Genomic DNA, 19,324 nt, shown 5'->3' with positions numbered 1-19,324 from the left:
TAAGGATAAAGTATGCTGACTTCTACACTGCGCTCCAGTTTTCTGGCGACAGGTATGGGTGTGGCTTTGATGGCTGCGCCGGCGATGGCAGAGACCGAGCAGGATCCCTGGGAAGGTTTTAACCGTTCCATTTTCAGCTTTAACGAAACCCTTGATCGCTATGCGGTAAAACCCTTGGCGCAGGGTTATCGTTATGTCACTCCGGATATTGCCGAGAAGGGTGTCAGCAACTTTTTTGATAATCTCAGTGATGTCGGTAATCTGTTCAACAACCTGCTGCAATTCAAGTTCGACGCGGCGGGTAAGACCTTTGCTCGACTGACGTTCAACACCACCTTTGGCCTTGCTGGACTGGTTGATGTGGCGACTCCGATGGGGATTGAGGAGCATACAGAAGACTTTGGCCAGACGCTGGGTCACTGGGGAGTGGGCTCCGGTCCCTATCTTGTGCTGCCGTTCATTGGTCCGAGCACTGTGCGTGACGGTGTGGCTCTGCCTGTAGATTGGGCGGTTGACCCTGTGGGTGAGGTCGATCACGTGCCGACTCGAAACAGTTTATACGCTCTGCGCCTGCTTGATACCCGTAGCCGCCTGCTCAAAGCCGAGCAGATCATCAGTGGCGACAAGTACAGCTTTGTGCGTGATGCCTACCTGCAGCGTCGTGCCTATCAGATCGATGATGGTGCTGTTGACGTGAACTACAACAGCGACTTCTGATCGGCTTGCATCGTCAATGGCATGGGGATACTGTTGAACTTCCTGTATCAGTATCACATGAATGGCTGATCAATGGATCCTAATACGCAAAGGGTGTTGCTGCTTTCGGCATGCACCCACACAATCGATCGAGTCTTTGAGCTGTGTGAACTTTGTGATCATCAGCATCTTCGGCTGGTTGTGTGTTCGGATGCCGATGATGTGGATCGTCAGCTCGAACACTTCGATATTTCTTTGGTCATCTTTGATCTGGCCACGATCGGCAGCAGTCTGTTGATGGACAAGCTGGCTCAGCGAGTCAGCCCGAAGCCGCTGCTGGCATTAATACGTGAAGGCACGGCGGAGCAGTTGGTTGCCGCGCTGCGAAGTGGTGCCGACGATGTATATGTCTCCGGTGAGCTGGACCTGCATCCTGAGCTGTTTGTGCGTTCTGTAGAGCGTCAGCTGCGCCGTGCGCGCTATATCGAGGAGGTGCATAGCCTGCGGGATAGTCTCGAGCGCAGTCTGGATGAGCTGCGTGAGGATCAGCATGCGGCTCAGCAGGTGCAGCAGAACCTGCTGCCACCGCCTCATCAGCGCATCAATGGCATCGATTTTGATTATTGCCTCAAGCCTTCACTGTTACTCAGTGGGGATTTCGTTGATGCGCTGGCCATTAATGACGAATTAAGTCTGTTTTATTTGGCTGATGTGTCGGGGCATGGTACCTCATCAGCATTGGTGACCGTGCTGCTGAAAAACATGACGCATCGCTTGCTGCGTAATTATCGACGTAACTCCAGCTTCGATATTCTTTCGCCTTCAGATACGCTTCATCGGATCAATAAAGAGCTGCTGCTGACCTCGCTGGGTAAGCATCTGACGATGTTTGTGGGGCTTGTTGATCATCAAAAGAACACACTCAGATATGCGGTTGGCGGTCATCATCCGCTGCCAGTACTACAGCAAGCCGGTGAGGTGCGCTATCTTGAGGGTAGGGGGATGCCTCTGGGCTTGTTTGAAAGCCCTGTGTTCGACGAGTGCGAGCTGCCGTTGGCTGACAACTTTGTGCTGACCCTGTTTTCAGACGGTATTCTCGAAGTGTTGGCCGGTGACTCGCTGGTAGACAAGGAGCAGAAGCTACTGCAGTTATGTCGAGATAATATGGGGTCGCCAGCGGTGTTTTTGCAGAGTATGATGCCTGCCGAGCGGGTGCATCCCGATGATGTTGCGATCATGACTGTACGCAGAGAATCTATATGAGTGATGGCGCGATTTATTACGCGTGCTGTGACGGGCACTATGTCCTGAAGTTTGTCGGTGATGTGCGTCTTACCCTGTGCTCAACGATTGAGCGACATCTGGAAGCCGTGCTGCAGCGAGAAGATGTAACCGATACGCTGGTGGATCTGACGGAAACCGAGAATATCGACAGTACCTCCCTGGGGCTAATCGCCAAGCTGGCCATCAAGGCGACCGAGAAAGGGATGCCTCAGCCAACATTAGTGTCGACCAATGAGGATATTAGTCGGATCCTGTTGAGTATGGGGTTTGATCGAGTCTTTGTGCTTCTGCAGGAGTTGCCCAGTAGTCGTTGCGATCTTAAGCAGGTGCCGTTTGTGCAGGAGTCCGAGGATGAAGTGCGAGAGCGCATTCTGGACGCTCACCGGGTGTTGATCGGCCTGAATGATGATAATCGGGCGGCGTTCAAGGATCTGGTGGCCACTCTGGAAAACTGTCGCTGACTGTCCCCAGAATGGCGTGCTGATCAAGCCTGTGCCAGAAGCTGTTCCAATTTGATCTGGTCTGCCGCAAAGTTGCGGATCCCTTCGGCCAGTTTCTCCTGAGCCATTACATCTTCATTCATCGCCCAGCGAAAAGCACTTTCGTTCAGGCTGCTCTTAGCGTCTGTGCTGGCCATGCCATCAGCAAGCTGTTGCTCAAGCGGGCGCTGGTCTTCTGCCAGTGCCTGCATCAGGGCGGGGCTGATAGTCAGGCGATCGCAACCGGCTAGCGCCTGGATTTCGCCGGTGTTGCGGAAGCTTGCGCCCATTACAACCGTATCGTAGTTATGGGCCTTGTAGTAACGGTAGATACGGCTGACGGATTGTACGCCGGGGTCTTTATCGAAGCTGAAGTCTGCATCGGGCTGGCGCTGCTTGTGCCAGTCCAGGATGCGGCCAACGAACGGTGAAATCAGGTAGATGCCGGCCTCGGCGCAGGCCTGAGCCTGAGCGAAACTGAACAGCAGGGTCAGATTACAGTTGATGCCCTCCTGCTCAAGCTGGCGACCAGCCTCAATACCCTCCCAGGTGGAGGCGATCTTGATCAAAACGCGATCGCGACCAATGCCCAGTGCTTCATACTGCTCAATCAGCTGGTGTGCCTTATTGATAGTGGCTTGGGTGTCGAAGGAGAGTCGGGCATCTACTTCGGTCGAAATGCGTCCGGGGATTAGCTGGGTGATTTCCCGGCCAATCAGAACACCAAAGCGGTCGGTCATGCTTTCCAGGCGGCTGTGCGGGTCACCGCCATGTTGGCTGGCCCAGTCGCGGGCTTCCTGCAGTAGTTCGGTATATTTGGGGTCCTGTGCGGCTTTCAGCAGCAGGGACGGGTTGGTCGTGGCGTCTACAGGTTGGAACTGGCGAATGGCATCGATGTCGCCGGTATCGGCAACGACGGTGGTCATCTGTTTGAGTTGTTGTAACTGGTCCATCGGTTGGTGTCCTGTATCCGTTTCCTGAAATTATCGTCAATTCTGGCGTTCTGCAACGCAGTCAAGCGCGGCCTTGAAAGTGTCGACGGCGGCGCCTCGCTTGTGTCCGTTCTCGCTTAGATAGCGGCGGAACTGCTTGCCGCCTCGCTGGCCATGGAACAGCCCCAGCAGGTGCTTGGTGACGGCATAGAGGGGAGCTCCCTCGGCGAGGCGCTGCTCGAGATAGGGAATAAAGGCCAGGGCGGTCTCCATGCGGCTCGGGATTGCGTGATTGTCATCAAAATAGCGCGCATCGACCTGGCTAAGCAGTGGCCAGGGGTTTTGATAGGCTTCGCGGCCTATCATTACACCATCCACGTGTTGCAGGTGTGTGTCGCACTCCTCGAGCGTTTTGATCCCGCCGTTGATGATCACTTCGAGTTCTGGATAGAGCGCTTTGATGCGGTAGACGCGGTCATAGATCAGCGGCGGGATATCACGGTTTTCTTTCGGACTCAGACCATCAAGAATCGCTTTGCGTGCATGGATGGTGAAGCTGTGGCAGCCGCTTTCCTTCACGGTATCGACAAACTGGTGCAGGTGCTCGAAGCTGTCGAGGTCATCAATGCCCAGGCGGTGCTTGACGGTCACCGGGATGCTCACAGCAGCCTGCATCTCGGCCAGGCATTCGGCGACCAGCTTGGGGTGAGCCATCAGGCAGGCACCGATCATGTTGTTCTGTACGCGATCGCTGGGGCAGCCGACATTAAGATTGACCTCGTCATAGCCCCATTCCTGTGCCATGTGTGCGCACTGGGCGAGTGCCTTGGGGTCGCTGCCGCCCAGCTGCAAGGCAACTGGATGTTCACTGTTGTGATACTGAAGATGGCGTGCCGCGTCACCATGAATCAGGGCGCCAGTGGTGACCATTTCCGTATACAAAAGGGTGTGGCGTGACATCAGGCGATGGAAGACTCGGCAGTCGCTTGTGGTCCAATCCATCATGGGGGCGACTGAAAAACGACGATTAACCGGGTCGTTGTTTATTTCTGTGCTTTGGGTTGAGGAATCAGGTGTGTCCGCGGGCTGGTGTACGCTCATCAATTGCCTGTTTTGATCCGTTGTATCGGCCCTGTTGCAGTAGATCGCTCTCTGTGTGGGCGCGAAGAAAATTACTCAATGAGGTGATCATACCATGGCGACCAAAGGGGAGTGTAAGCAAGCGTGCTTGAGATTAAAAAAGCCGGCATGGAAGCCGGCTTTTTAAGTACGGGAAGGGATTACATGTTCGGGTAGTTCGGCCCGCCGGCACCTTCAGGCACCACCCAGGTAATATTCTGGGCAGGATCCTTGATGTCGCAGGTTTTGCAGTGGACACAGTTCTGAGAGTTGATCTGGAACTGAGGGCCGTCTTCGCCTTCTATCACTTCATATACTCCGGCCGGGCAGTAGCGCTGCGCCGGTTCAGCATATTTCGGCAGGTTCTGAGCGATCGGGATACTGGCGTCCTTCAGCTGCAGATGGCAGGGCTGGTCTTCTTCATGGTTGGTGTTGGACAGGAACACCGAAGACAGCTTGTCGAACGAGAGCACGCCATCAGGTTTCGGGTACTGAATTTCCTGGCATTCGCTGGCCGGCTTGAGCTGTTCGTGGTCCTTGTGCAGGTCATGCAGGGTAACCGGAATCTTGCCACCGAACCAGTTCTGGTCAATGTAGTTGAACGCGCCTCCCAAATAAGGGCCGAACTTGTGCATGGCCGGGCCGAAATTGCGGGCACGGTAAAGTTCGTCGTACAGCCAGGAAGCCTGGTAGGCATCAGTGAAGCCGCTCAGGTCCTTGCCGCCTTCATCGCCGTTGGCCAGTGCGGCTGCAATCGATTCTGCTGCCAGCATGCCGGACTTCATGGCGGTGTGAATGCCTTTGATCTTGGAGAAGTTCAGGGTGCCAGCATCACAGCCGATCAGCAGGGCGCCGGGCATGGTCATCTTCGGCAGGGTGTTGAAGCCGCCCTTGGTGATGGCGCGAGCACCGTAGGCCACGCGCTTGCCACCTTCGAGATATTGCTTGATCTCCGGGTGGTGCTTCATCCGCTGGAACTCATCGAAGGGACTCAGCCAGGGGTTGGAGTAGTTCAGGTCGACGATCAGGCCGACAACTACCTGGTTGTCTTCAGCATGGTACAGGAAGAAACCGCCGCTGGCGCCATCGCTCAGCGGCCAGCCGGAGCCGTGCACCACCAGGCCGGGCTTGTGCTTGGCTGGGTCGATATCCCAGAGTTCCTTGATGCCGATACCGTAGTGCTGCGGGTCGGCATCCTTGTCCAGCGCAAACTTTTCGATCAGCTGCTTGCCGAGGTGGCCGCGGCAACCTTCGGAGAAGATGGTGTACTTGGCGTGCAGCTCCATGCCCGGCATGTAGTTGGGACCCTGCTCACCGCTGGCGGTGACGCCCATGTCACCGGTTGCAATGCCCTTGACGCTGCCGTCTTCGTTGTAGAGTACCTCGGCGGCGGCAAATCCAGGGAAAACTTCAACGCCCAGCTGCTCGGCCTGTTCGCCCAGCCAGCGGGTAACGTTGCCCAGGCTGACAATATAATTGCCATCGTTGTGCATGGTTTTGGGCACAAACGCATTGGGTAGCTTGGCGGCGCTGGTTTCGTTTTTGAGCATGAACAGCTGGTCTTCGGTGACCGGGGTGTTCAATGGTGCGCCGAGCTCCTTCCAGTTCGGGAAGAGTTCATCCAGCGCACGGGTCTCCATTACGGCACCCGACAGAATGTGGGCACCGACTTCAGAGCCTTTTTCCACCACACAGACAGTCAATTCCTGCTCGGCAGCCTGGGCTTGCTGCATCAAGCGGCAGGCGGCGGAAAGGCCCGCCGGGCCGGCGCCGACGATTACTACATCAAATTCCATCGATTCGCGATTCACGATTGTTCCTCCATCGGTGTGGATGGTTGATTCTTCTAGTTATTGTGTGCCACAGCGTATGACATTATTGTATGTGGACATAATAAGTAAAAACCCCTATTTGTAAAGTTAAAGGCCTGATATTTGATGGTTAGGCTTTTGTATAAGGGATATTGCTTATTTGTAATCTGTGGTTATGATTCAGAACAACACCCACAAGAGGTGAGGCCGTAATGCACGGCCCATAACACAATCAAAGGGTATGACAATGAAGGTCCTGGTAACGGTAAAACGCGTCATCGATTACAACGTCAAGGTGCGGGTCAAGTCAGACAACACCGACGTTGATCTGAATAATGTGAAAATGGCGATCAACCCCTTCTGTGAAATTGCGGTCGAGGAAGCGGTGCGCCTGAAAGAGTCAGGTCAGGCCAGCGAAGTCGTCGTAGTATCTCTGGGGTCCCAGGCTGCGCAGGAGCAGCTGCGTACAGCCTTGGCGCTGGGTGCGGATCGCGCCATTCTGGTACAGAGTGACGAGAATCTGGAATCCCTCTCCGTTGCCAAGCTACTGGCCAAGATTGTTGAGAAGGAACAGCCTGATCTGGTGTTGATGGGCAAGCAGGCGATCGACTCTGACAACAACCAGACCGGACAGATGCTGGCTGCGCTGACGGGTATGGGACAGGGTACTTTCGCCTCCGAGGTAAAAATCGACGGTGACCAGATCCAGGTTACGCGTGAGGTTGATGGTGGTCTGCAGACCGTCGCTTTGAACAAGCCGGCGGTAGTTACAACAGACCTGCGTCTGAATGAGCCGCGTTACGCTTCACTGCCTAATATCATGAAAGCCAAGCGCAAGCCGCTGGAAACTCTGACCCCTGCTGACTTGGGTGTCGAAGTAAAAGCGCATACCAAAGTGCTGAAAGTTGAGCCGCCGGCGGAGCGTTCTGCGGGTATCAAGGTGGCTGACGTGGCTGAGCTGGTCGAGAAACTGAAAAACGAGGCGAAGGTGATCTGATGAGTATTCTGGTAATTGCTGAACATGACAATCAGGCGCTGAAGCCGTCTACCCTGAGCACGCTGGCGGCTGCGAGCCAGATCGGTGGCGAAGTAACCCTGCTGGTGGCGGGTAATGGCTGTGCTGCTGCTGCTGAAGCGGCCGCCAGGGCCGCAGGCGTATCCAAGGTGCTGCTGGCCGATAATGCTGCCTACGACCACGAAATTGCCGAAAATATGGCGGCGCTGATCGTTTCAATGGCGGCTGGCTTTACTCATATTCTGGCTCCGGCCACGGCCAATGGTAAGAACTTCATGCCGCGTGTGGCGGCCCTGCTGGATGTGGGTCAGATCTCTGACATCATCAAGGTAGAGTCGGCGGATACCTTTGCCCGTCCGATCTACGCCGGTAATGCCATCGCAACGGTACAGTCACTGGATGCGGTTAAAGTGATTACTGTTCGTGGTACGGCATTTGATGCGGTGTCAGCCGAGGGCGGCAGTGCGGCCGTTGAAGCTCTGGCGCAGGTAGAAGACACCGGTCTGAGTCGTTTTGTTGGTGAAGAGATGGCCAAGTCTGACCGTCCGGAATTGACCGCGGCGCGCGTCGTGATCTCTGGCGGTCGCGGCATGGCGGACAGCGAACATTTTCACCTGCTGGAGAAAGTGGCTGATAAGCTGGGTGCGGCAGTCGGTGCGTCTCGTGCGGCAGTTGATGCCGGCTTTGCACCGAACGATATGCAGGTGGGCCAGACCGGCAAGATCGTGGCGCCTGAGCTCTACATCGCGGTTGGTATTTCCGGTGCCATTCAGCACCTGGCGGGTATGAAGGATTCCAAGGTGATCGTGGCGATCAACAAGGATGAGGAAGCCCCGATTTTCCAGGTGGCTGATTACGGTCTGGTTGCAGACCTGTTTACGGCTTTGCCGGAATTGGATGATTCGCTTTAAGTGAAACATAAAGCCACAAATTTTATGTGGCGTACACACAAATACCGCGCTGAACAGCGCGGTATTTTGTTCAAGGCCTTGGATGACTACAGGCCGGGGTGGCCGCCGTGCTGAGGATGATTTTCGATGAAATGTCGAAGGGCGCCATAAAGCAGAGCCTGCTTGTTCCGGTCGCCGCAACGCTTGGCACGTTCGATATCATCCAGTATGAAACGTTGAATCCTCTGCTCACCATCATGAGTGATCAGATAGTGTCCAAGTGCAACTGCAATCATTGGGTCCATGTGTTCATGTTCGGCGATTGCAGATATCTCGTCAGATGTCAGGTCGCTCATCTCCAGACACTCTTCATAGGTCAACATACCGCTAGTCCTCCTCGGTTCATCTTCCTGGCATGAAGTGAAAACGGGTTGCTGCTGGGACTCTCAGTTTAGGCCTCCTCGGGCGTAATACGAGAGCTGCCGGGTGCGTATTTTTCATCACTTTCAGGTGGATACGCAGTGAGTCTCATGCTGCGCTTGCACACGGAAGGGGTGCCTCAATGCTCAGGAGTGGTATTCTTTCAGGTCAAATTCGATGAGTGCGGAGCAGCAATGATTTTTTCGGCACACGAAATGGCCCCGGCCGATGTCTATCACACATTGACCCAGATCATAATTCCACGGCCCGTTGCCTGGGTGTTAAGTCCCAATGATGAAGCGGGCGATAGTCTAAATTTAGCACCCTTTTCATTTTTCAACGCCGTCTGCAGCGACCCGCCGGTACTGATGCTTTCGATTGGAACTAAAGCCGACGGGACATTGAAAGACAGTTGCCGCAATCTGTTGGAGCGCAAGCGCTGTGTCATCCATATTGGTTCAGAAGAGCAGGTGCAGGCGATTTCCGATACTGCGCGCGAGCTGGCATTCGGTGACTCTGAACTCGAACTGACCGGGCAGGAATTGGTTGAGTTTCAAGGTGTCGGCATGAAGCGGCTGCAGGGAGCGCCCATCGCCATGGCCTGTAGCCTGCACCAGCATATCGAAGTGGGTAACAAGCCTCAGCACCTGCTGCTGGTTGAAGTCGAACAATTCTGGATCGATGATGCAGTCTGTTATCGGGATGACAAGGGGCGGACCCGGGTTGATGCCGATAAGGTACGGCCTCTGGCACGCCTGGGTGGCTCTGAATATGCCCGTCTTGGTGAGGTGTTCAGAGTGGTGCGGCGCTAAGTCGGGTTTGACAACCGGTCGATGCTGCTGCAGAGTGCAGCGCTTTTTTACCAACCCCCTGAAAATCCGGGAGACAAATTGATGAATGCTGTACTCGCAGCGGTAATCGTGATGCTGGCGCTTAGCCTGTTGCGTACGCCGGTTGTGGTCGCACTGGTGTTGGGTGCGCTGAGCGCCGGCTTGCTGGCGGGAATGGGACTTGAGCAGACCATGGAGGCGTTCTCAAGTGGTATCGGTGGTGGTGCCGAGGTAGCGCTCAGCTATGCCATGCTGGGTGGTTTTGCCGTGGCTATCGCGCAATCAGGCTTGCCGCATGCGATGGCAGACCTGGTGCAGCGCAAGCTGGGTACAGGTGAAGGTCAGGCCGGACGGGTGGTCAAGTATTCTCTGATCCTGGTTTTGATTGCTGTGGCGATCTCCTCGCAGAACCTGATCCCCATTCATATTGCCTTTATTCCCCTGTTGGTGCCGCCGTTGCTGATGGTGATGAGCAAGATGCAGCTGGACCGTCGGTTGATTGCCTGTGTGCTCACCTTTGGCCTGGTGACGCCGTACATGTTCCTCCCGGTGGGGTTTGGTGGGATTTTTCTGAACAACATCCTGCTGAAGAACGTGGCAGATAATGGTCTGACGATTGAAGGCATTAATGTGATGTCGGCAATGTGGATCCCGGCTGCCGGCATGCTGGCCGGTTTGATGCTGGCGCTGTTCAACTACCGCAAGCCGCGACGTTATGACATGGAGCGACTTCAGGCAGCTGAGCGGGTCGAGGTCAACTACAGCACGGCACGTCTGGTGTCGGTGGTTATCGCCATGCTGGTGGCGTTCGGTGTCCAGCTGTGGACAGGATCCATGGTGCTGGGGGCGTTGTCCGGTTACATGATCTGTACCCTGACTGGCATTATCCGCTGGAAGCAGGCTGATGGTGTGCTGATTGATGGCATGAAGATGATGGCGATGATCGGCTTTATCATGATCACCGCAGCGGGCTTTGCCGAGGTGATGCGCCAGACGGGTGAAATTTCGACGCTGGTTAACAGTACTGCCGAGTTGATCGGTGACAACAAGGCGCTCGCAGCGTTGCTGATGCTTTTGGTCGGGCTGCTGGTGACGCTGGGGATCGGTTCCTCGTTCTCAACGATTCCGATCATCGCGGCGATCTATGTGCCGCTGGCGTTGTCGCTCGGGTTTAGCCCGCTGGCCATCGTGGCGCTGGTGGGTACCGCTGGTGCGCTTGGTGATGCGGGCTCCCCGGCATCGGATTCTACGCTGGGACCGACAGCCGGTTTGAACGTGGACGGCCAGCATCACCATATCTGGGATACCGTGGTGCCGACATTCCTGCACTACAACCTGCCGCTGCTGGTGGCCGGCTGGGCGGCGGCGATGATTCTCTGACCCTTTGCCTAACTATCTGGCTGTCGGAACGGCAGCCAGGTGGTCAATTCTGCGATCTGCTGTTCCATCAGGTCGCGCTCTTCCTCCAGGAATGCCTCAATTGCCTGCTGGAACCTTGGGTCTGCAATCCGGTGCAGTGACCAGGTCTCAACGGGTTCAAATCCGCGCTGGATCTTGTGTTCACCCTGAGCGCCTGGGTCGAAGCGCTGAAGCCCATGCTCAATGCAGTATTCGATACCCTGGTAGTAGCAGGCTTCGAAATGCAGGCTGTCGTGGTCTGCGCTACACCCCCAATAACGCCCATATAGGGTCCTCTCGCCGATGAAATAGAGTGCCCCAGCGATGCTAAGATCTTCACGCCTGGCCTCGACCAGTAGCAAGTGTTCCGGCATGGTCTGATGCAAGCGATGGAAAAAATCGGCAGACAGGTAACCTTGGCGGCCGCGTTTCAAGTAAGTGGATTGGTAAAAGTGATAAAACTGGTCCAGCTGCTCGGGCTGAACCTGCGAACCGCTCAGGCATTGCAGCTGGATTCCCTGTTCCTTAACCTTGCGCCTTTCACGCTTGACGGACTTGCGCTTGCGGGCATTGAAGCGGGCAAGAAAATCATCGAATTCTCGATAGTCCCGATTGAACCAGTGGTACTGGCATCCTAATCGCTTGAGTACTGGCTTGGCTGTGTGCTCGACCATATATGCCGGCGGGAAGAGGCAGTGCCAGGAGGAGGCGTTGACCTCTTGCATCACCTGCTCAAGCACCTCGGGGATGAGTGAGAGTGCTTCGGCTTCGGATAGTGAAGTGCCATAACGTGGCCCGCTGGCCGGAGTGAATGGGATGGCATTAAGCAGTTTTGGATAATAGGCCAGACCGTTGCGCTCATAGGCATCGGCCCAGGCCCAGTCGAACACGTACTCGCCCCAGGAGTGTGACTTCAGGTAGAGCGGCATCACCAGCACGCAGGTGTTGTCTTGCATGACTTCAAGGTGCAAGGGCTGCCAGCCGGTCTTGGCACTGACAGAGCCGGACGCTTCAAGTGCATGCAGAAATGCATGGCGCATAAAGGGATAGCTCGGGTCACAAAGGGCATCCCAGCGTGAGGCTTCGATTCCCTCAATGCTTGAGTGAAGATTGACTTTATACATGCTGGCCTATACTAATTCTGGTAGCGATTTTTGTAACACTCGGATTAACAAGCATATTTTAAAGGAGCAGGGTGATGGATGAATTGGAACTGGAATTTGAGCTCGATCCCCGCCTGGTGACTGACACCATAGCGTTGGGGGATTTCCCGCTGTGCCGCCTGCTGCTGATGAACGATAGTCAATACCCCTGGCTGATTCTGGTACCGCGCCGCGCGGGCGTTACTGAACTCTATCATCTGCCGGCCAATGAACAGCAGCAGCTGATGCATGAGGTCAGTGAGCTGTCTGAAACCCTGGCGGACCTGTTCCAGGCTCGCAAAATGAACGTTGCCACCTTGGGTAACATGGTGCCCCAGTTGCATATTCATGTCATTGTTCGTCAGGAATCCGATCCGGCCTGGCCTGGTCCTGTCTGGGGCAAGGTGCCGGCAGTGCCGTATACGCCGGAAGGGTTGGAGCGTGTTCGTGGCAAGCTGGAACGTCTGCTCGATGGCGAGCTCGCGTTCGAACCCCACGACTGATTCATGGTGAATGACTGGTTGTCCCCTTTGGGAGGCCAGTCCCCTGGCTGAAGGGCTGTTTGCGCACAGAGTGCGTTCGAGCAAGATGTACCGTCTCTTGCCATTTGTCGAATGCACGGTTCAGGCTGTTGTGGCTGCTGTCAGGTTCGGCCAAATCGGTTATAATTCCCGCCTTTGATTTCCACGTTGCATTCGGATAACAGGAACAGGACACTATGCGCAGCCATTATTGCGGCGACCTTAGAGCAGACCATATCGGAGAAGACATCACCCTGACCGGCTGGGTTCACCGCCGTCGAGATCACGGTGGCGTAATCTTCCTTGACCTCCGTGATCGTGAAGGGATTGCCCAGGTTGTATTCGACCCGGATCGTGAAGAAAGCTTTCAGCTGGCCGACAGCGTGCGCAGTGAGTACGTGGTTGAGGTGCGTGGTACTGTTCGCGGTCGTCCGGAAGGCACCGTTAACAAGGAAATGGGTACCGGTGAGATCGAGGTGCTGGGTAAAGAGCTGGTCATTCTCAATAAGGCTGAAACTCCTCCGTTCCAGCTGGATGAACACCAGCAGGTAGGCGAAGATGTTCGTCTGCGCAACCGTTTCATCGATCTGCGTCGCCCGGAAATCCAGCGCAAGCTGCGTTTCCGCTCCAAGATCACCCACAACATCCGCAACTTCCTGGAAGAAAACGGCTTTCTCGATATCGAAACGCCGATTCTGACCCGTGCGACTCCGGAAGGCGCGCGTGACTACCTGGTGCCGAGCCGCACCCATGAAGGCAGTTTCTTTGCACTGCCTCAGTCGCCGCAGCTGTTCAAGCAGCTGCTGATGGTGTCCGGCTTCGACCGTTACTACCAGATCGCCAAGTGCTTCCGTGACGAAGACCTGCGTGCGGACCGTCAGCCAGAATTCACTCAGATCGACCTGGAAACCTCGTTCATGGACGAGGAAGGCATCATGGGTCTGACCGAAGGCATGATCCGCAAGCTGTTCATCGAACTGCTGGATGTGGACCTGGGCGACTTCCCGCGCATGCCGTACTCAGAAGCGATGCAGCGTTACGGTTCCGACAAGCCGGATCTGCGTATCCCGCTGGAGCTGGTTGATGTTGCCGACTTGCTGCAGGATATCGAATTCAAGGTGTTCGCCGGTCCTGCCAAGGACCCGAAAGGCCGTGTTGCTGCACTGAAAGTGCCGGGTGGTGCTGAGCTGACCCGCAAGATCATCGACGACTACACCAAGTTCGTCGGCATCTATGGTGCCAAGGGTCTGGCCTGGATCAAGGTTAACGAACTGGAAAAAGGTGCTGAAGGTCTGCAGTCTCCGATCGTCAAGTTCCTGGGTGAAGACGTTGCCATGAAGGTAATGGAGCGCCTGGAGGCCAAGAACGGCGATATCGTCTTCTTCGGTGCTGATAAGGAAACTGTCGTCAACGAAGCCCTGGGTGCGCTGCGCATCAAGGTCGGTGAAGACATGAACCTGATCGAGCGCGAATGGGCGCCGCTGTGGGTTGTCGACTTCCCGATGTTCGAAGAAACATCCGACGGTAGCCTGACGGCGTTGCACCACCCGTTCACCGCGCCGAGCTGCACCGCTGCTGAGCTGCTGGAGCAACCTGAAGGCAAGCTGTCTCGTGCCTACGATATGGTGCTGAATGGTACCGAGCTGGGCGGCGGCTCTGTCCGTATCCACGATCAGGAGATGCAGCGTGCTGTATTCAAGGTGCTGGGCATCAGCGACGAGGAAGCGGAAGAAAAATTCGGCTTCCTGCTCAATGCATTGAAGTTCGGTGCGCCGCCTCACGGTGGTCTGGCGTTTGGTCTGGATCGTCTGGTGATGCTGATGACAGGTTCTTCTTCTATTCGTGAAGTGATTGCCTTCCCGAAAACGCAGAGTGCGGCTTGTCTGCTGACAGACGCACCGGGTGAGGTCAGCGCGGCTCAGCTGCGCGAACTGAACATCAAGCTGCGCAAGACTCCCTGATCGCGCACCTGGGGCGACCACTTGAGTCGCCCCATTTCATTGTAAGACACGTATAAGATCACAGAGCCTGCTGGGCTCTGCAATCAATCGAGGATGTTTTATGGCAGGTCATTCCAAGTGGGCTAACATCAAGCACCGCAAGGCGGCTCAGGACGCCAAGCGTGGCAAGATCTTCACCAAGCTGATTCGTGAGTTGACGGTTGCCGCCAAAGAAGGTGGTGGCAGCGTGGAAGATAACCCGCGTCTGCGTGCGGCCGTCGATAAGGCGCTGGGCGCCAACATGAAGAAGGATACCATCGAGAAGGCAATCGCTCGTGGTGCCGGTGGTGGTGAAGGCGATAACTACGACGAGTTGACCTACGAAGGTTACGGCCCCAACGGGGTGGCGATTCTGGTTGAAGTAATGACCGATAATGTCAACCGTACCGTGTCTCAGGTGCGTGCGGCCTTCAACAAGGCGGGCGGCAACCTGGGTACTAATGGCTCTGTAGCCTACCTGTTCGAAAAGAAAGGTCAGATTACCTTTGGTGAAGGCGCCGATGAAGATGCGGTCATGGAAGCCGCGCTGGAGGCGGGTGCCGATGATGTGGTGACCAACGATGATGGCTCCATCGACGTGTTTGCGCCCTGGCAAGAGTTTATGGACGTTAAACAGTCGCTGGTCGATGCAGGTCTGGAGCCGGTCTACGCCGAAGTGGGCATGATCCCGGCCACCACCGTTGAGTTGGATGTGGATGCCGGTGGCAAGGCGCTGAAACTGATCGATGCACTGGAAGATCTGGATGATACCCAGAACGTCTATCACAACGCCGATATTCCTGAAGAAGCAATGGAATAAGCCTTCCATATTGCGGATCACAAGAACCGGGGGCAACCCCGGTTTTTTGTGGGCAATTTAAAGTGCTTTAGTGTATAAATGTACAGCCTTGTGCATTGAGGCCCGTGGGGCTTTCTGTAGTATCGGGAGGAACCCATGCTGATCCTGGGAATTGACCCCGGTTCGAGAATTACCGGTTATGGTGTGATCAACGCGGTTGGTGCTCGTGTCGAATATGTCGCCAGTGGCTGCATTCGCATCAGCGGTGAACTTCTGGCTGAGCGCCTGCAGCAGGTGTATGCCGGCGTCACTGAAGTGATCGAGCGCTACCAGCCACAGGAGATGGCGATTGAGCAGGTATTTATGTCCAAGAATGCCGACTCGGCTCTCAAGCTGGGACAGGCGAGGGGCGTAGCGATCGTAGCCGGTGCCAATCAGGCGTTGCCGGTCGCTGAATATGCGGCTCGCCGCGTCAAGCAATCCGTAGTTGGCAATGGTGGTGCCGATAAGGCCCAGGTGCAACATATGGTTGCGCACTTGCTCAAATTACCGGGGTTACCGCAAGCGGATGCTGCCGATGCCTTGGCAATTGCGCTCTGTCATGCGCACACTAATGCTGGTCAGGTGCCGCAGGTACGTAGTCGAAGCCGCAGCAGTGGCCGTTGGCGGCTATGATTTTTATGGAGACAGTTGATTCGTGATTGGACATCTCAGAGGTCGAATTCTGGAGAAGCAGCCGCCCTGGTTGTTGCTGGATGTTAATGGTGTTGGCTACGAGGTCGAGGCCTCAATGAACACCTTTTATAAGCTGCCGGAACTTGGGGCTGAAATCGGCCTGCACACCCATTTTGTAGTGCGTGAAGACGCGCAGTTGCTGTATGGCTTTGCTGATCAGCAGGAAAAGCTGCTGTTTCGCTCGCTGATCAAGGTAAATGGTGTGGGCCCGAAAATGGCGCTGGCCATTCTGTCTGGCATCAGTTCCGAAGAGTTTATCCGTAGCGTACACAATGAAGACAGTACGGCGCTGGTGCGTGTTCCTGGTGTGGGCAAGAAAACAGCGGAACGTCTGATTGTTGAGATGAAAGATCGATTGAGCCTGTTGCAACTGCCGACGCTGACCGAGCTGGAATTGAGTTCTGGCAATCTGCCGGTGGCCGAGGTGGCTAGTACGGACTGTCGTGCTGAGGCGGAGAGCGCGCTGGTTGCGCTGGGTTACAAGCCACAACAGGCAACACGGGCCATTGAGCAGGCGGCCAAGGTGGTGGGGGATGCGGCTGTGACCGAAGAGCTGATTCGCCAGGCGCTGAAAACCATGGTAACCGGCTGAGTGAAAGGTAAGGCATGAAGATCGAAGCAGACCGTTTTATCACTCCGCTGACAGCTGCGCCCACGGAAGAGGTTCATGACCGGGCGATTCGTCCCAAGCTGCTGGCCGATTATGAAGGACAGCCCGCCGTGCGTGAGCAGATGGAAATTTTCATCGATGCCGCACGTCGTCGCGAGGAAGCGCTGGATCATACGCTTATTTTCGGCCCTCCGGGGCTGGGTAAAACCACACTAGCCAATATCATCGCGCACGAGATGGGCTCCCAGATAAAGACCACGTCCGGACCGGTGCTGGAAAAGGCCGGTGATCTGGCGGCGTTACTGACCAATCTTGAGCCGGGGGATGTGCTGTTCATCGATGAGATTCACCGGCTCAGTCCCAATGTGGAAGAAGTGCTTTATCCTGCGATGGAGGACTATCAGCTGGATATCATGATTGGTGAAGGTCCGGCTGCTCGCTCGATCAAGCTGGATCTGCCTCCGTTCACGCTGGTAGGTGCGACTACGCGGGCTGGTTTGCTGACTTCGCCACTACGTGATCGCTTCGGCATTGTGCAGCGGCTGGAATACTATTCGGTTGAAGATCTGACCGGCATCGTAATGCGTTCAGGGCAGTTGTCGGGTACTGAAGTTGATCAGGATGGCGCGCGAGAAATTGCTCAGCGGTCTCGTGGTACCCCTCGTATTGCCAATCGCCTGTTGCGCCGTGCACGTGATTTTGCCGAAGTAAAAGGGGATGGTTGTATCAGCAAGCCGATAGCAGATCTGGCATTGAATATGCTTAATGTGGATGAGCGTGGTTTCGATCATATGGACCGCCGCCTGTTATTGGCAATGATCGAGAAATTCGGCGGAGGTCCTGTCGGTATCGACAGCTTGGCGGCTGCAATCAGCGAGGAGCGCGACACTATTGAAGATGTGCTCGAGCCCTACCTGATTCAGCAGGGCTTTATTATGCGTACACCGCGTGGCCGAATTGTGACAGACCATGCCTATGTTCACTTTGGCATCGAAAGGGCTGATTAATATCAACCGATGAGCATTCATCGAGATGTGTGCGAAGAGCAGATGATTGAGATCAACTATTAACCAGCGATCTCGCACTACTATGAAGGCATCCATCAAACGGAGGCCTGAGCAATGGCAGCAGTACTGAGTCACGACGAGCTGGAGCATATGGCGGAAGCCTTGCATGAACTGCTGGCGGCGCTGCATGAAGAGCTTGCCGATGAGCTGAACGAGATTGAGCATGTCCGGCACCTGCTTAAGCGCCAGTCGAGTGGTCAATCTGATCGACAGGCTGTCCTTGAAGTGGCTCGCAGGCTCAATCTTGATCATATGCGGCACCATCTGGAGTCAATTGCGGCCTGCAATCAGGCGTTGGAGCGTATTAATCGTGGGCGCTTTGGTCGCTGCAGTAAATGTGGTGAGGCGATTGAGTTGAATCGGTTGCGCGCCGACCCGCTGGTGGATTCCTGCCTGAGCTGCCATGGCTGAGGCTTTGTTTTAAAACCGGCTGCTGTTATTGTTTGTGCCAATCTCAAACCTGATCGGGTTGCCGGCATGCCATTTCAGTGGCCGATACGCGTTTATATCGAAGATACCGACCTGGGCGGTATCGTCTACTACGTCAATTATCTCAAGTTCATGGAGCGGGCTCGTACCGAGTTACTGCGTCATTTTGGCTATTCCCAACAGCAGCTGACACGTGAAGATGTGCTTTTCGTGGTTACGCATGTGGATGGGCGCTATTTGCAACCTGCGCAACTCGATGATGAACTTCTTGTCAGTGTGGTCGTCGAACGAGCATCCGGCGCGCGCGTGAACTTTCTGCAAAAAATTACCCGTGCTTCAGATTCTGTTCTGCTTTGTCAGGCTAAAGTAGCAGTCGCCTGTGTGTCGGCATCTCGGCTCAAACCGCGACGCTGGCCGGCAGAGATGTTGGAGCAACTGATGTCAAGTTCTGTTCAACAGCTTACCCCTGAGGAGAAATAATGGAAGACAAGCTGTCAATCTGGAGTCTCGTGTTGAATGCGAGCCTGGTCGTGCAACTGGTAATGCTGCTGTTAATGCTGGCTTCCTTCCTTTCATGGGTGATGATTTTTCAGCGCAACCAGGTGATGCGCAAGGCTCGCCGCTCGTTGCGTCAGTTTGAAGACCGTTTCTGGTCAGGTGTCGATCTTGGCGAGCTGTTCAGAGAAGTGAGCCAGACGCCCAATGCCAACAGCGGCGCCGAAAATATCTTTCGTGCCGGTCTGCAGGAGTATACGCGCCTGACTCAGAAAACGGGCAGTGACCCCGAAATGGTAATGAACGGTGTTCAGCGTGCCATGCGTGTTGCCATGGCGCGTGAAGAGGAGCGCCTGGAGCGTCATCTGCCGTTTTTGGCTACGGTTGGCTCTACCAGCCCCTACGTGGGCCTTTTTGGTACCGTTTGGGGCATCATGAACGCCTTCCGTGGCTTGGCCAATGTGCATCAGGCGACGCTGGCATCGGTTGCGCCAGGTATTTCTGAAGCCCTGGTGGCAACAGCTATCGGTCTATTCGCCGCTATCCCGGCTGTTATTGCGTTCAACCGTTTCTCGGCTCAGGCAGAGGGCTTGCTGAATGCCTACGATACCTTTGCCGATGAGTTCTCCAGCATCCTCTATCGCCGCGTACATCGCGCTGCCTGAGGCTGAGC

At 55.4% G+C, this 19,324-nt stretch carries 21 protein-coding genes; 16 read left to right on the top strand and 5 right to left on the bottom strand.

All coding sequences use genetic code 11. From position 1 onward, the window contains the following. The first annotated feature begins 12 nt into the window (after window positions 1-12). The 3 genes from ABD013_RS05645 to ABD013_RS05635 all read left to right on the top strand — a co-directional run bounded on the left by ABD013_RS05645 (window position 13) and on the right by ABD013_RS05635 (window position 2,441). Entirely contained in the window at window positions 13-717 is a 705-nt protein-coding gene (locus ABD013_RS05645; RefSeq protein ID WP_343803467.1) for an MlaA family lipoprotein, read from the top strand. A gap of 201 nt (window positions 718-918) precedes the next feature. Next, window positions 919-1,959: a PP2C family protein-serine/threonine phosphatase gene (locus ABD013_RS05640; protein ID WP_343803464.1), complete on the top strand. Its 1,041-nt coding sequence runs from the start codon at window positions 919-921 to the stop codon at window positions 1,957-1,959. Beyond that, a complete protein-coding gene (locus tag ABD013_RS05635) occupies window positions 1,956-2,441 on the top strand; it encodes an STAS domain-containing protein (protein ID WP_343803461.1) in 486 nt (161 codons plus the stop codon). Before ABD013_RS05640 ends, ABD013_RS05635 begins: the two co-directional genes overlap by 4 nt. Window positions 2,442-2,464: 23 nt before the next feature. Here the strand turns inward: ABD013_RS05635 and tal are convergent, their stop codons facing one another. The 3 genes from tal to ABD013_RS05620 all read right to left on the bottom strand — a co-directional run bounded on the left by tal (window position 2,465) and on the right by ABD013_RS05620 (window position 6,306). Next, window positions 2,465-3,412 (bottom strand): transaldolase, encoded by a 948-nt coding sequence (gene tal / locus ABD013_RS05630; RefSeq protein ID WP_343803458.1) that lies wholly within the window; start codon window positions 3,410-3,412, stop codon window positions 2,465-2,467. A 36-nt stretch (window positions 3,413-3,448) separates the two neighbouring features. Further along, window positions 3,449-4,492: a tRNA dihydrouridine(20/20a) synthase DusA gene (gene dusA / locus ABD013_RS05625; protein ID WP_343803455.1), complete on the bottom strand. Its 1,044-nt coding sequence runs from the start codon at window positions 4,490-4,492 to the stop codon at window positions 3,449-3,451. A 179-nt stretch (window positions 4,493-4,671) separates the two neighbouring features. Next, window positions 4,672-6,306: an electron transfer flavoprotein-ubiquinone oxidoreductase gene (locus tag ABD013_RS05620; RefSeq protein WP_343803997.1), complete on the bottom strand. Its 1,635-nt coding sequence runs from the start codon at window positions 6,304-6,306 to the stop codon at window positions 4,672-4,674. A 262-nt stretch (window positions 6,307-6,568) separates the two neighbouring features. Between ABD013_RS05620 and ABD013_RS05615 the strand changes: the two genes are divergently transcribed. Beyond that, complete coding sequence (locus tag ABD013_RS05615) at window positions 6,569-7,318, top strand: electron transfer flavoprotein subunit beta/FixA family protein (RefSeq protein WP_343803452.1); 750 nt, start codon at window positions 6,569-6,571, stop codon at window positions 7,316-7,318. Further along, a complete protein-coding gene (locus ABD013_RS05610) occupies window positions 7,318-8,247 on the top strand; it encodes an electron transfer flavoprotein subunit alpha/FixB family protein (RefSeq protein ID WP_343803449.1) in 930 nt (309 codons plus the stop codon). The genes ABD013_RS05615 and ABD013_RS05610 overlap by 1 nt, the downstream gene beginning before the upstream one ends. A gap of 86 nt (window positions 8,248-8,333) precedes the next feature. Here ABD013_RS05610 and ABD013_RS05605 read toward each other — a convergent pair whose 3' ends face one another. Next, the gene (locus tag ABD013_RS05605; protein WP_343803446.1) at window positions 8,334-8,609 is read right to left on the bottom strand and encodes a hypothetical protein; all 276 of its coding nucleotides are present in this window, start codon (window positions 8,607-8,609) and stop codon (window positions 8,334-8,336) included. 147 nt (window positions 8,610-8,756) lie between these two features. On the opposite strand from ABD013_RS05605, the gene ABD013_RS05600 reads away from it, so the two are divergent. Beyond that, window positions 8,757-9,458, top strand: a complete 702-nt coding sequence (locus ABD013_RS05600) for a flavin reductase family protein (protein WP_343803994.1) — start codon at window positions 8,757-8,759, stop codon at window positions 9,456-9,458. 81 nt (window positions 9,459-9,539) lie between these two features. After that, entirely contained in the window at window positions 9,540-10,856 is a 1,317-nt protein-coding gene (locus tag ABD013_RS05595; RefSeq protein WP_343803443.1) for a Na+/H+ antiporter family protein, read from the top strand. An 8-nt stretch (window positions 10,857-10,864) separates the two neighbouring features. On the opposite strand, the gene ABD013_RS05590 is transcribed toward ABD013_RS05595, so the two are convergent. Further along, window positions 10,865-11,998 carry a GNAT family N-acetyltransferase gene (locus tag ABD013_RS05590; protein ID WP_343803440.1) on the bottom strand — a complete coding sequence of 378 codons (1,134 nt, stop codon included), beginning with the start codon at window positions 11,996-11,998 and terminating at the stop codon, window positions 10,865-10,867. A 74-nt stretch (window positions 11,999-12,072) separates the two neighbouring features. Between ABD013_RS05590 and ABD013_RS05585 the strand changes: the two genes are divergently transcribed. The 9 genes from ABD013_RS05585 to tolQ all read left to right on the top strand — a co-directional run bounded on the left by ABD013_RS05585 (window position 12,073) and on the right by tolQ (window position 19,316). Continuing rightward, window positions 12,073-12,519, top strand: a complete 447-nt coding sequence (locus tag ABD013_RS05585) for an HIT domain-containing protein (protein WP_343803437.1) — start codon at window positions 12,073-12,075, stop codon at window positions 12,517-12,519. Window positions 12,520-12,734: 215 nt separating this feature from the next. After that, window positions 12,735-14,498: an aspartate--tRNA ligase gene (gene aspS / locus ABD013_RS05580; RefSeq protein ID WP_343803434.1), complete on the top strand. Its 1,764-nt coding sequence runs from the start codon at window positions 12,735-12,737 to the stop codon at window positions 14,496-14,498. Between the two features lie 100 nt (window positions 14,499-14,598). Continuing rightward, on the top strand, window positions 14,599-15,336 hold the full coding sequence (locus tag ABD013_RS05575) for a YebC/PmpR family DNA-binding transcriptional regulator (protein ID WP_343803431.1): 738 nt from the start codon (window positions 14,599-14,601) through the stop codon (window positions 15,334-15,336). A 135-nt stretch (window positions 15,337-15,471) separates the two neighbouring features. After that, window positions 15,472-15,990 (top strand): crossover junction endodeoxyribonuclease RuvC, encoded by a 519-nt coding sequence (ruvC, locus tag ABD013_RS05570; protein ID WP_343803428.1) that lies wholly within the window; start codon window positions 15,472-15,474, stop codon window positions 15,988-15,990. A 22-nt stretch (window positions 15,991-16,012) separates the two neighbouring features. Continuing rightward, complete coding sequence (gene ruvA / locus ABD013_RS05565) at window positions 16,013-16,642, top strand: Holliday junction branch migration protein RuvA (RefSeq protein ID WP_343803425.1); 630 nt, start codon at window positions 16,013-16,015, stop codon at window positions 16,640-16,642. A 14-nt stretch (window positions 16,643-16,656) separates the two neighbouring features. Continuing rightward, on the top strand, window positions 16,657-17,667 hold the full coding sequence (gene ruvB / locus ABD013_RS05560; RefSeq protein ID WP_343803422.1) for a Holliday junction branch migration DNA helicase RuvB: 1,011 nt from the start codon (window positions 16,657-16,659) through the stop codon (window positions 17,665-17,667). A gap of 114 nt (window positions 17,668-17,781) precedes the next feature. Beyond that, the gene (locus ABD013_RS05555) at window positions 17,782-18,138 is read left to right on the top strand and encodes a TraR/DksA family transcriptional regulator (RefSeq protein WP_343803420.1); all 357 of its coding nucleotides are present in this window, start codon (window positions 17,782-17,784) and stop codon (window positions 18,136-18,138) included. A 66-nt stretch (window positions 18,139-18,204) separates the two neighbouring features. After that, window positions 18,205-18,636, top strand: a complete 432-nt coding sequence (gene ybgC / locus ABD013_RS05550) for a tol-pal system-associated acyl-CoA thioesterase (protein WP_343803417.1) — start codon at window positions 18,205-18,207, stop codon at window positions 18,634-18,636. Next, the gene (tolQ, locus tag ABD013_RS05545; RefSeq protein WP_343803414.1) at window positions 18,636-19,316 is read left to right on the top strand and encodes a protein TolQ; all 681 of its coding nucleotides are present in this window, start codon (window positions 18,636-18,638) and stop codon (window positions 19,314-19,316) included. Before ybgC ends, tolQ begins: the two co-directional genes overlap by 1 nt. The last annotated feature ends 8 nt before the right edge of the window (window positions 19,317-19,324 follow it).

It is taken from the genome of Marinobacterium maritimum (assembly GCF_039523155.1).
GTDB lineage: Bacteria > Pseudomonadota > Gammaproteobacteria > Pseudomonadales > Balneatricaceae > Marinobacterium > Marinobacterium maritimum.
Note: the sequence above shows the minus strand (reverse complement) of the source record. Positions and strands in the feature narration are given on the sequence as shown.

Excerpts from the sequence above, each read along its gene's own strand:
- ABD013_RS05645 (WP_343803467.1), top strand. The coding sequence starts at position 13 with ATGCTGACTTCTACACTGCGCTCCAGTTTTCTGGCGACAGGTATGGGT.
- ABD013_RS05635 (WP_343803461.1), top strand. The coding sequence starts at position 1,956 with ATGAGTGATGGCGCGATTTATTACGCGTGCTGTGACGGGCACTATGTC.
- tal (WP_343803458.1), bottom strand. The coding sequence starts at position 3,412 with ATGGACCAGTTACAACAACTCAAACAGATGACCACCGTCGTTGCCGAT.
- dusA (WP_343803455.1), bottom strand. The coding sequence starts at position 4,492 with ATGAGCGTACACCAGCCCGCGGACACACCTGATTCCTCAACCCAAAGC.
- ABD013_RS05620 (WP_343803997.1), bottom strand. The coding sequence starts at position 6,306 with ATGGAATTTGATGTAGTAATCGTCGGCGCCGGCCCGGCGGGCCTTTCC.
- ABD013_RS05615 (WP_343803452.1), top strand. The coding sequence starts at position 6,569 with ATGAAGGTCCTGGTAACGGTAAAACGCGTCATCGATTACAACGTCAAG.
- ABD013_RS05610 (WP_343803449.1), top strand. The coding sequence starts at position 7,318 with ATGAGTATTCTGGTAATTGCTGAACATGACAATCAGGCGCTGAAGCCG.
- ABD013_RS05605 (WP_343803446.1), bottom strand. The coding sequence starts at position 8,609 with ATGTTGACCTATGAAGAGTGTCTGGAGATGAGCGACCTGACATCTGAC.
- ABD013_RS05600 (WP_343803994.1), top strand. The coding sequence starts at position 8,757 with ATGCTGCGCTTGCACACGGAAGGGGTGCCTCAATGCTCAGGAGTGGTA.
- ABD013_RS05595 (WP_343803443.1), top strand. The coding sequence starts at position 9,540 with ATGAATGCTGTACTCGCAGCGGTAATCGTGATGCTGGCGCTTAGCCTG.
- ABD013_RS05590 (WP_343803440.1), bottom strand. The coding sequence starts at position 11,998 with ATGTATAAAGTCAATCTTCACTCAAGCATTGAGGGAATCGAAGCCTCA.
- ABD013_RS05585 (WP_343803437.1), top strand. The coding sequence starts at position 12,073 with ATGGATGAATTGGAACTGGAATTTGAGCTCGATCCCCGCCTGGTGACT.
- aspS (WP_343803434.1), top strand. The coding sequence starts at position 12,735 with ATGCGCAGCCATTATTGCGGCGACCTTAGAGCAGACCATATCGGAGAA.
- ABD013_RS05575 (WP_343803431.1), top strand. The coding sequence starts at position 14,599 with ATGGCAGGTCATTCCAAGTGGGCTAACATCAAGCACCGCAAGGCGGCT.
- ruvC (WP_343803428.1), top strand. The coding sequence starts at position 15,472 with ATGCTGATCCTGGGAATTGACCCCGGTTCGAGAATTACCGGTTATGGT.
- ruvB (WP_343803422.1), top strand. The coding sequence starts at position 16,657 with ATGAAGATCGAAGCAGACCGTTTTATCACTCCGCTGACAGCTGCGCCC.
- ABD013_RS05555 (WP_343803420.1), top strand. The coding sequence starts at position 17,782 with ATGGCAGCAGTACTGAGTCACGACGAGCTGGAGCATATGGCGGAAGCC.
- ybgC (WP_343803417.1), top strand. The coding sequence starts at position 18,205 with ATGCCATTTCAGTGGCCGATACGCGTTTATATCGAAGATACCGACCTG.
- tolQ (WP_343803414.1), top strand. The coding sequence starts at position 18,636 with ATGGAAGACAAGCTGTCAATCTGGAGTCTCGTGTTGAATGCGAGCCTG.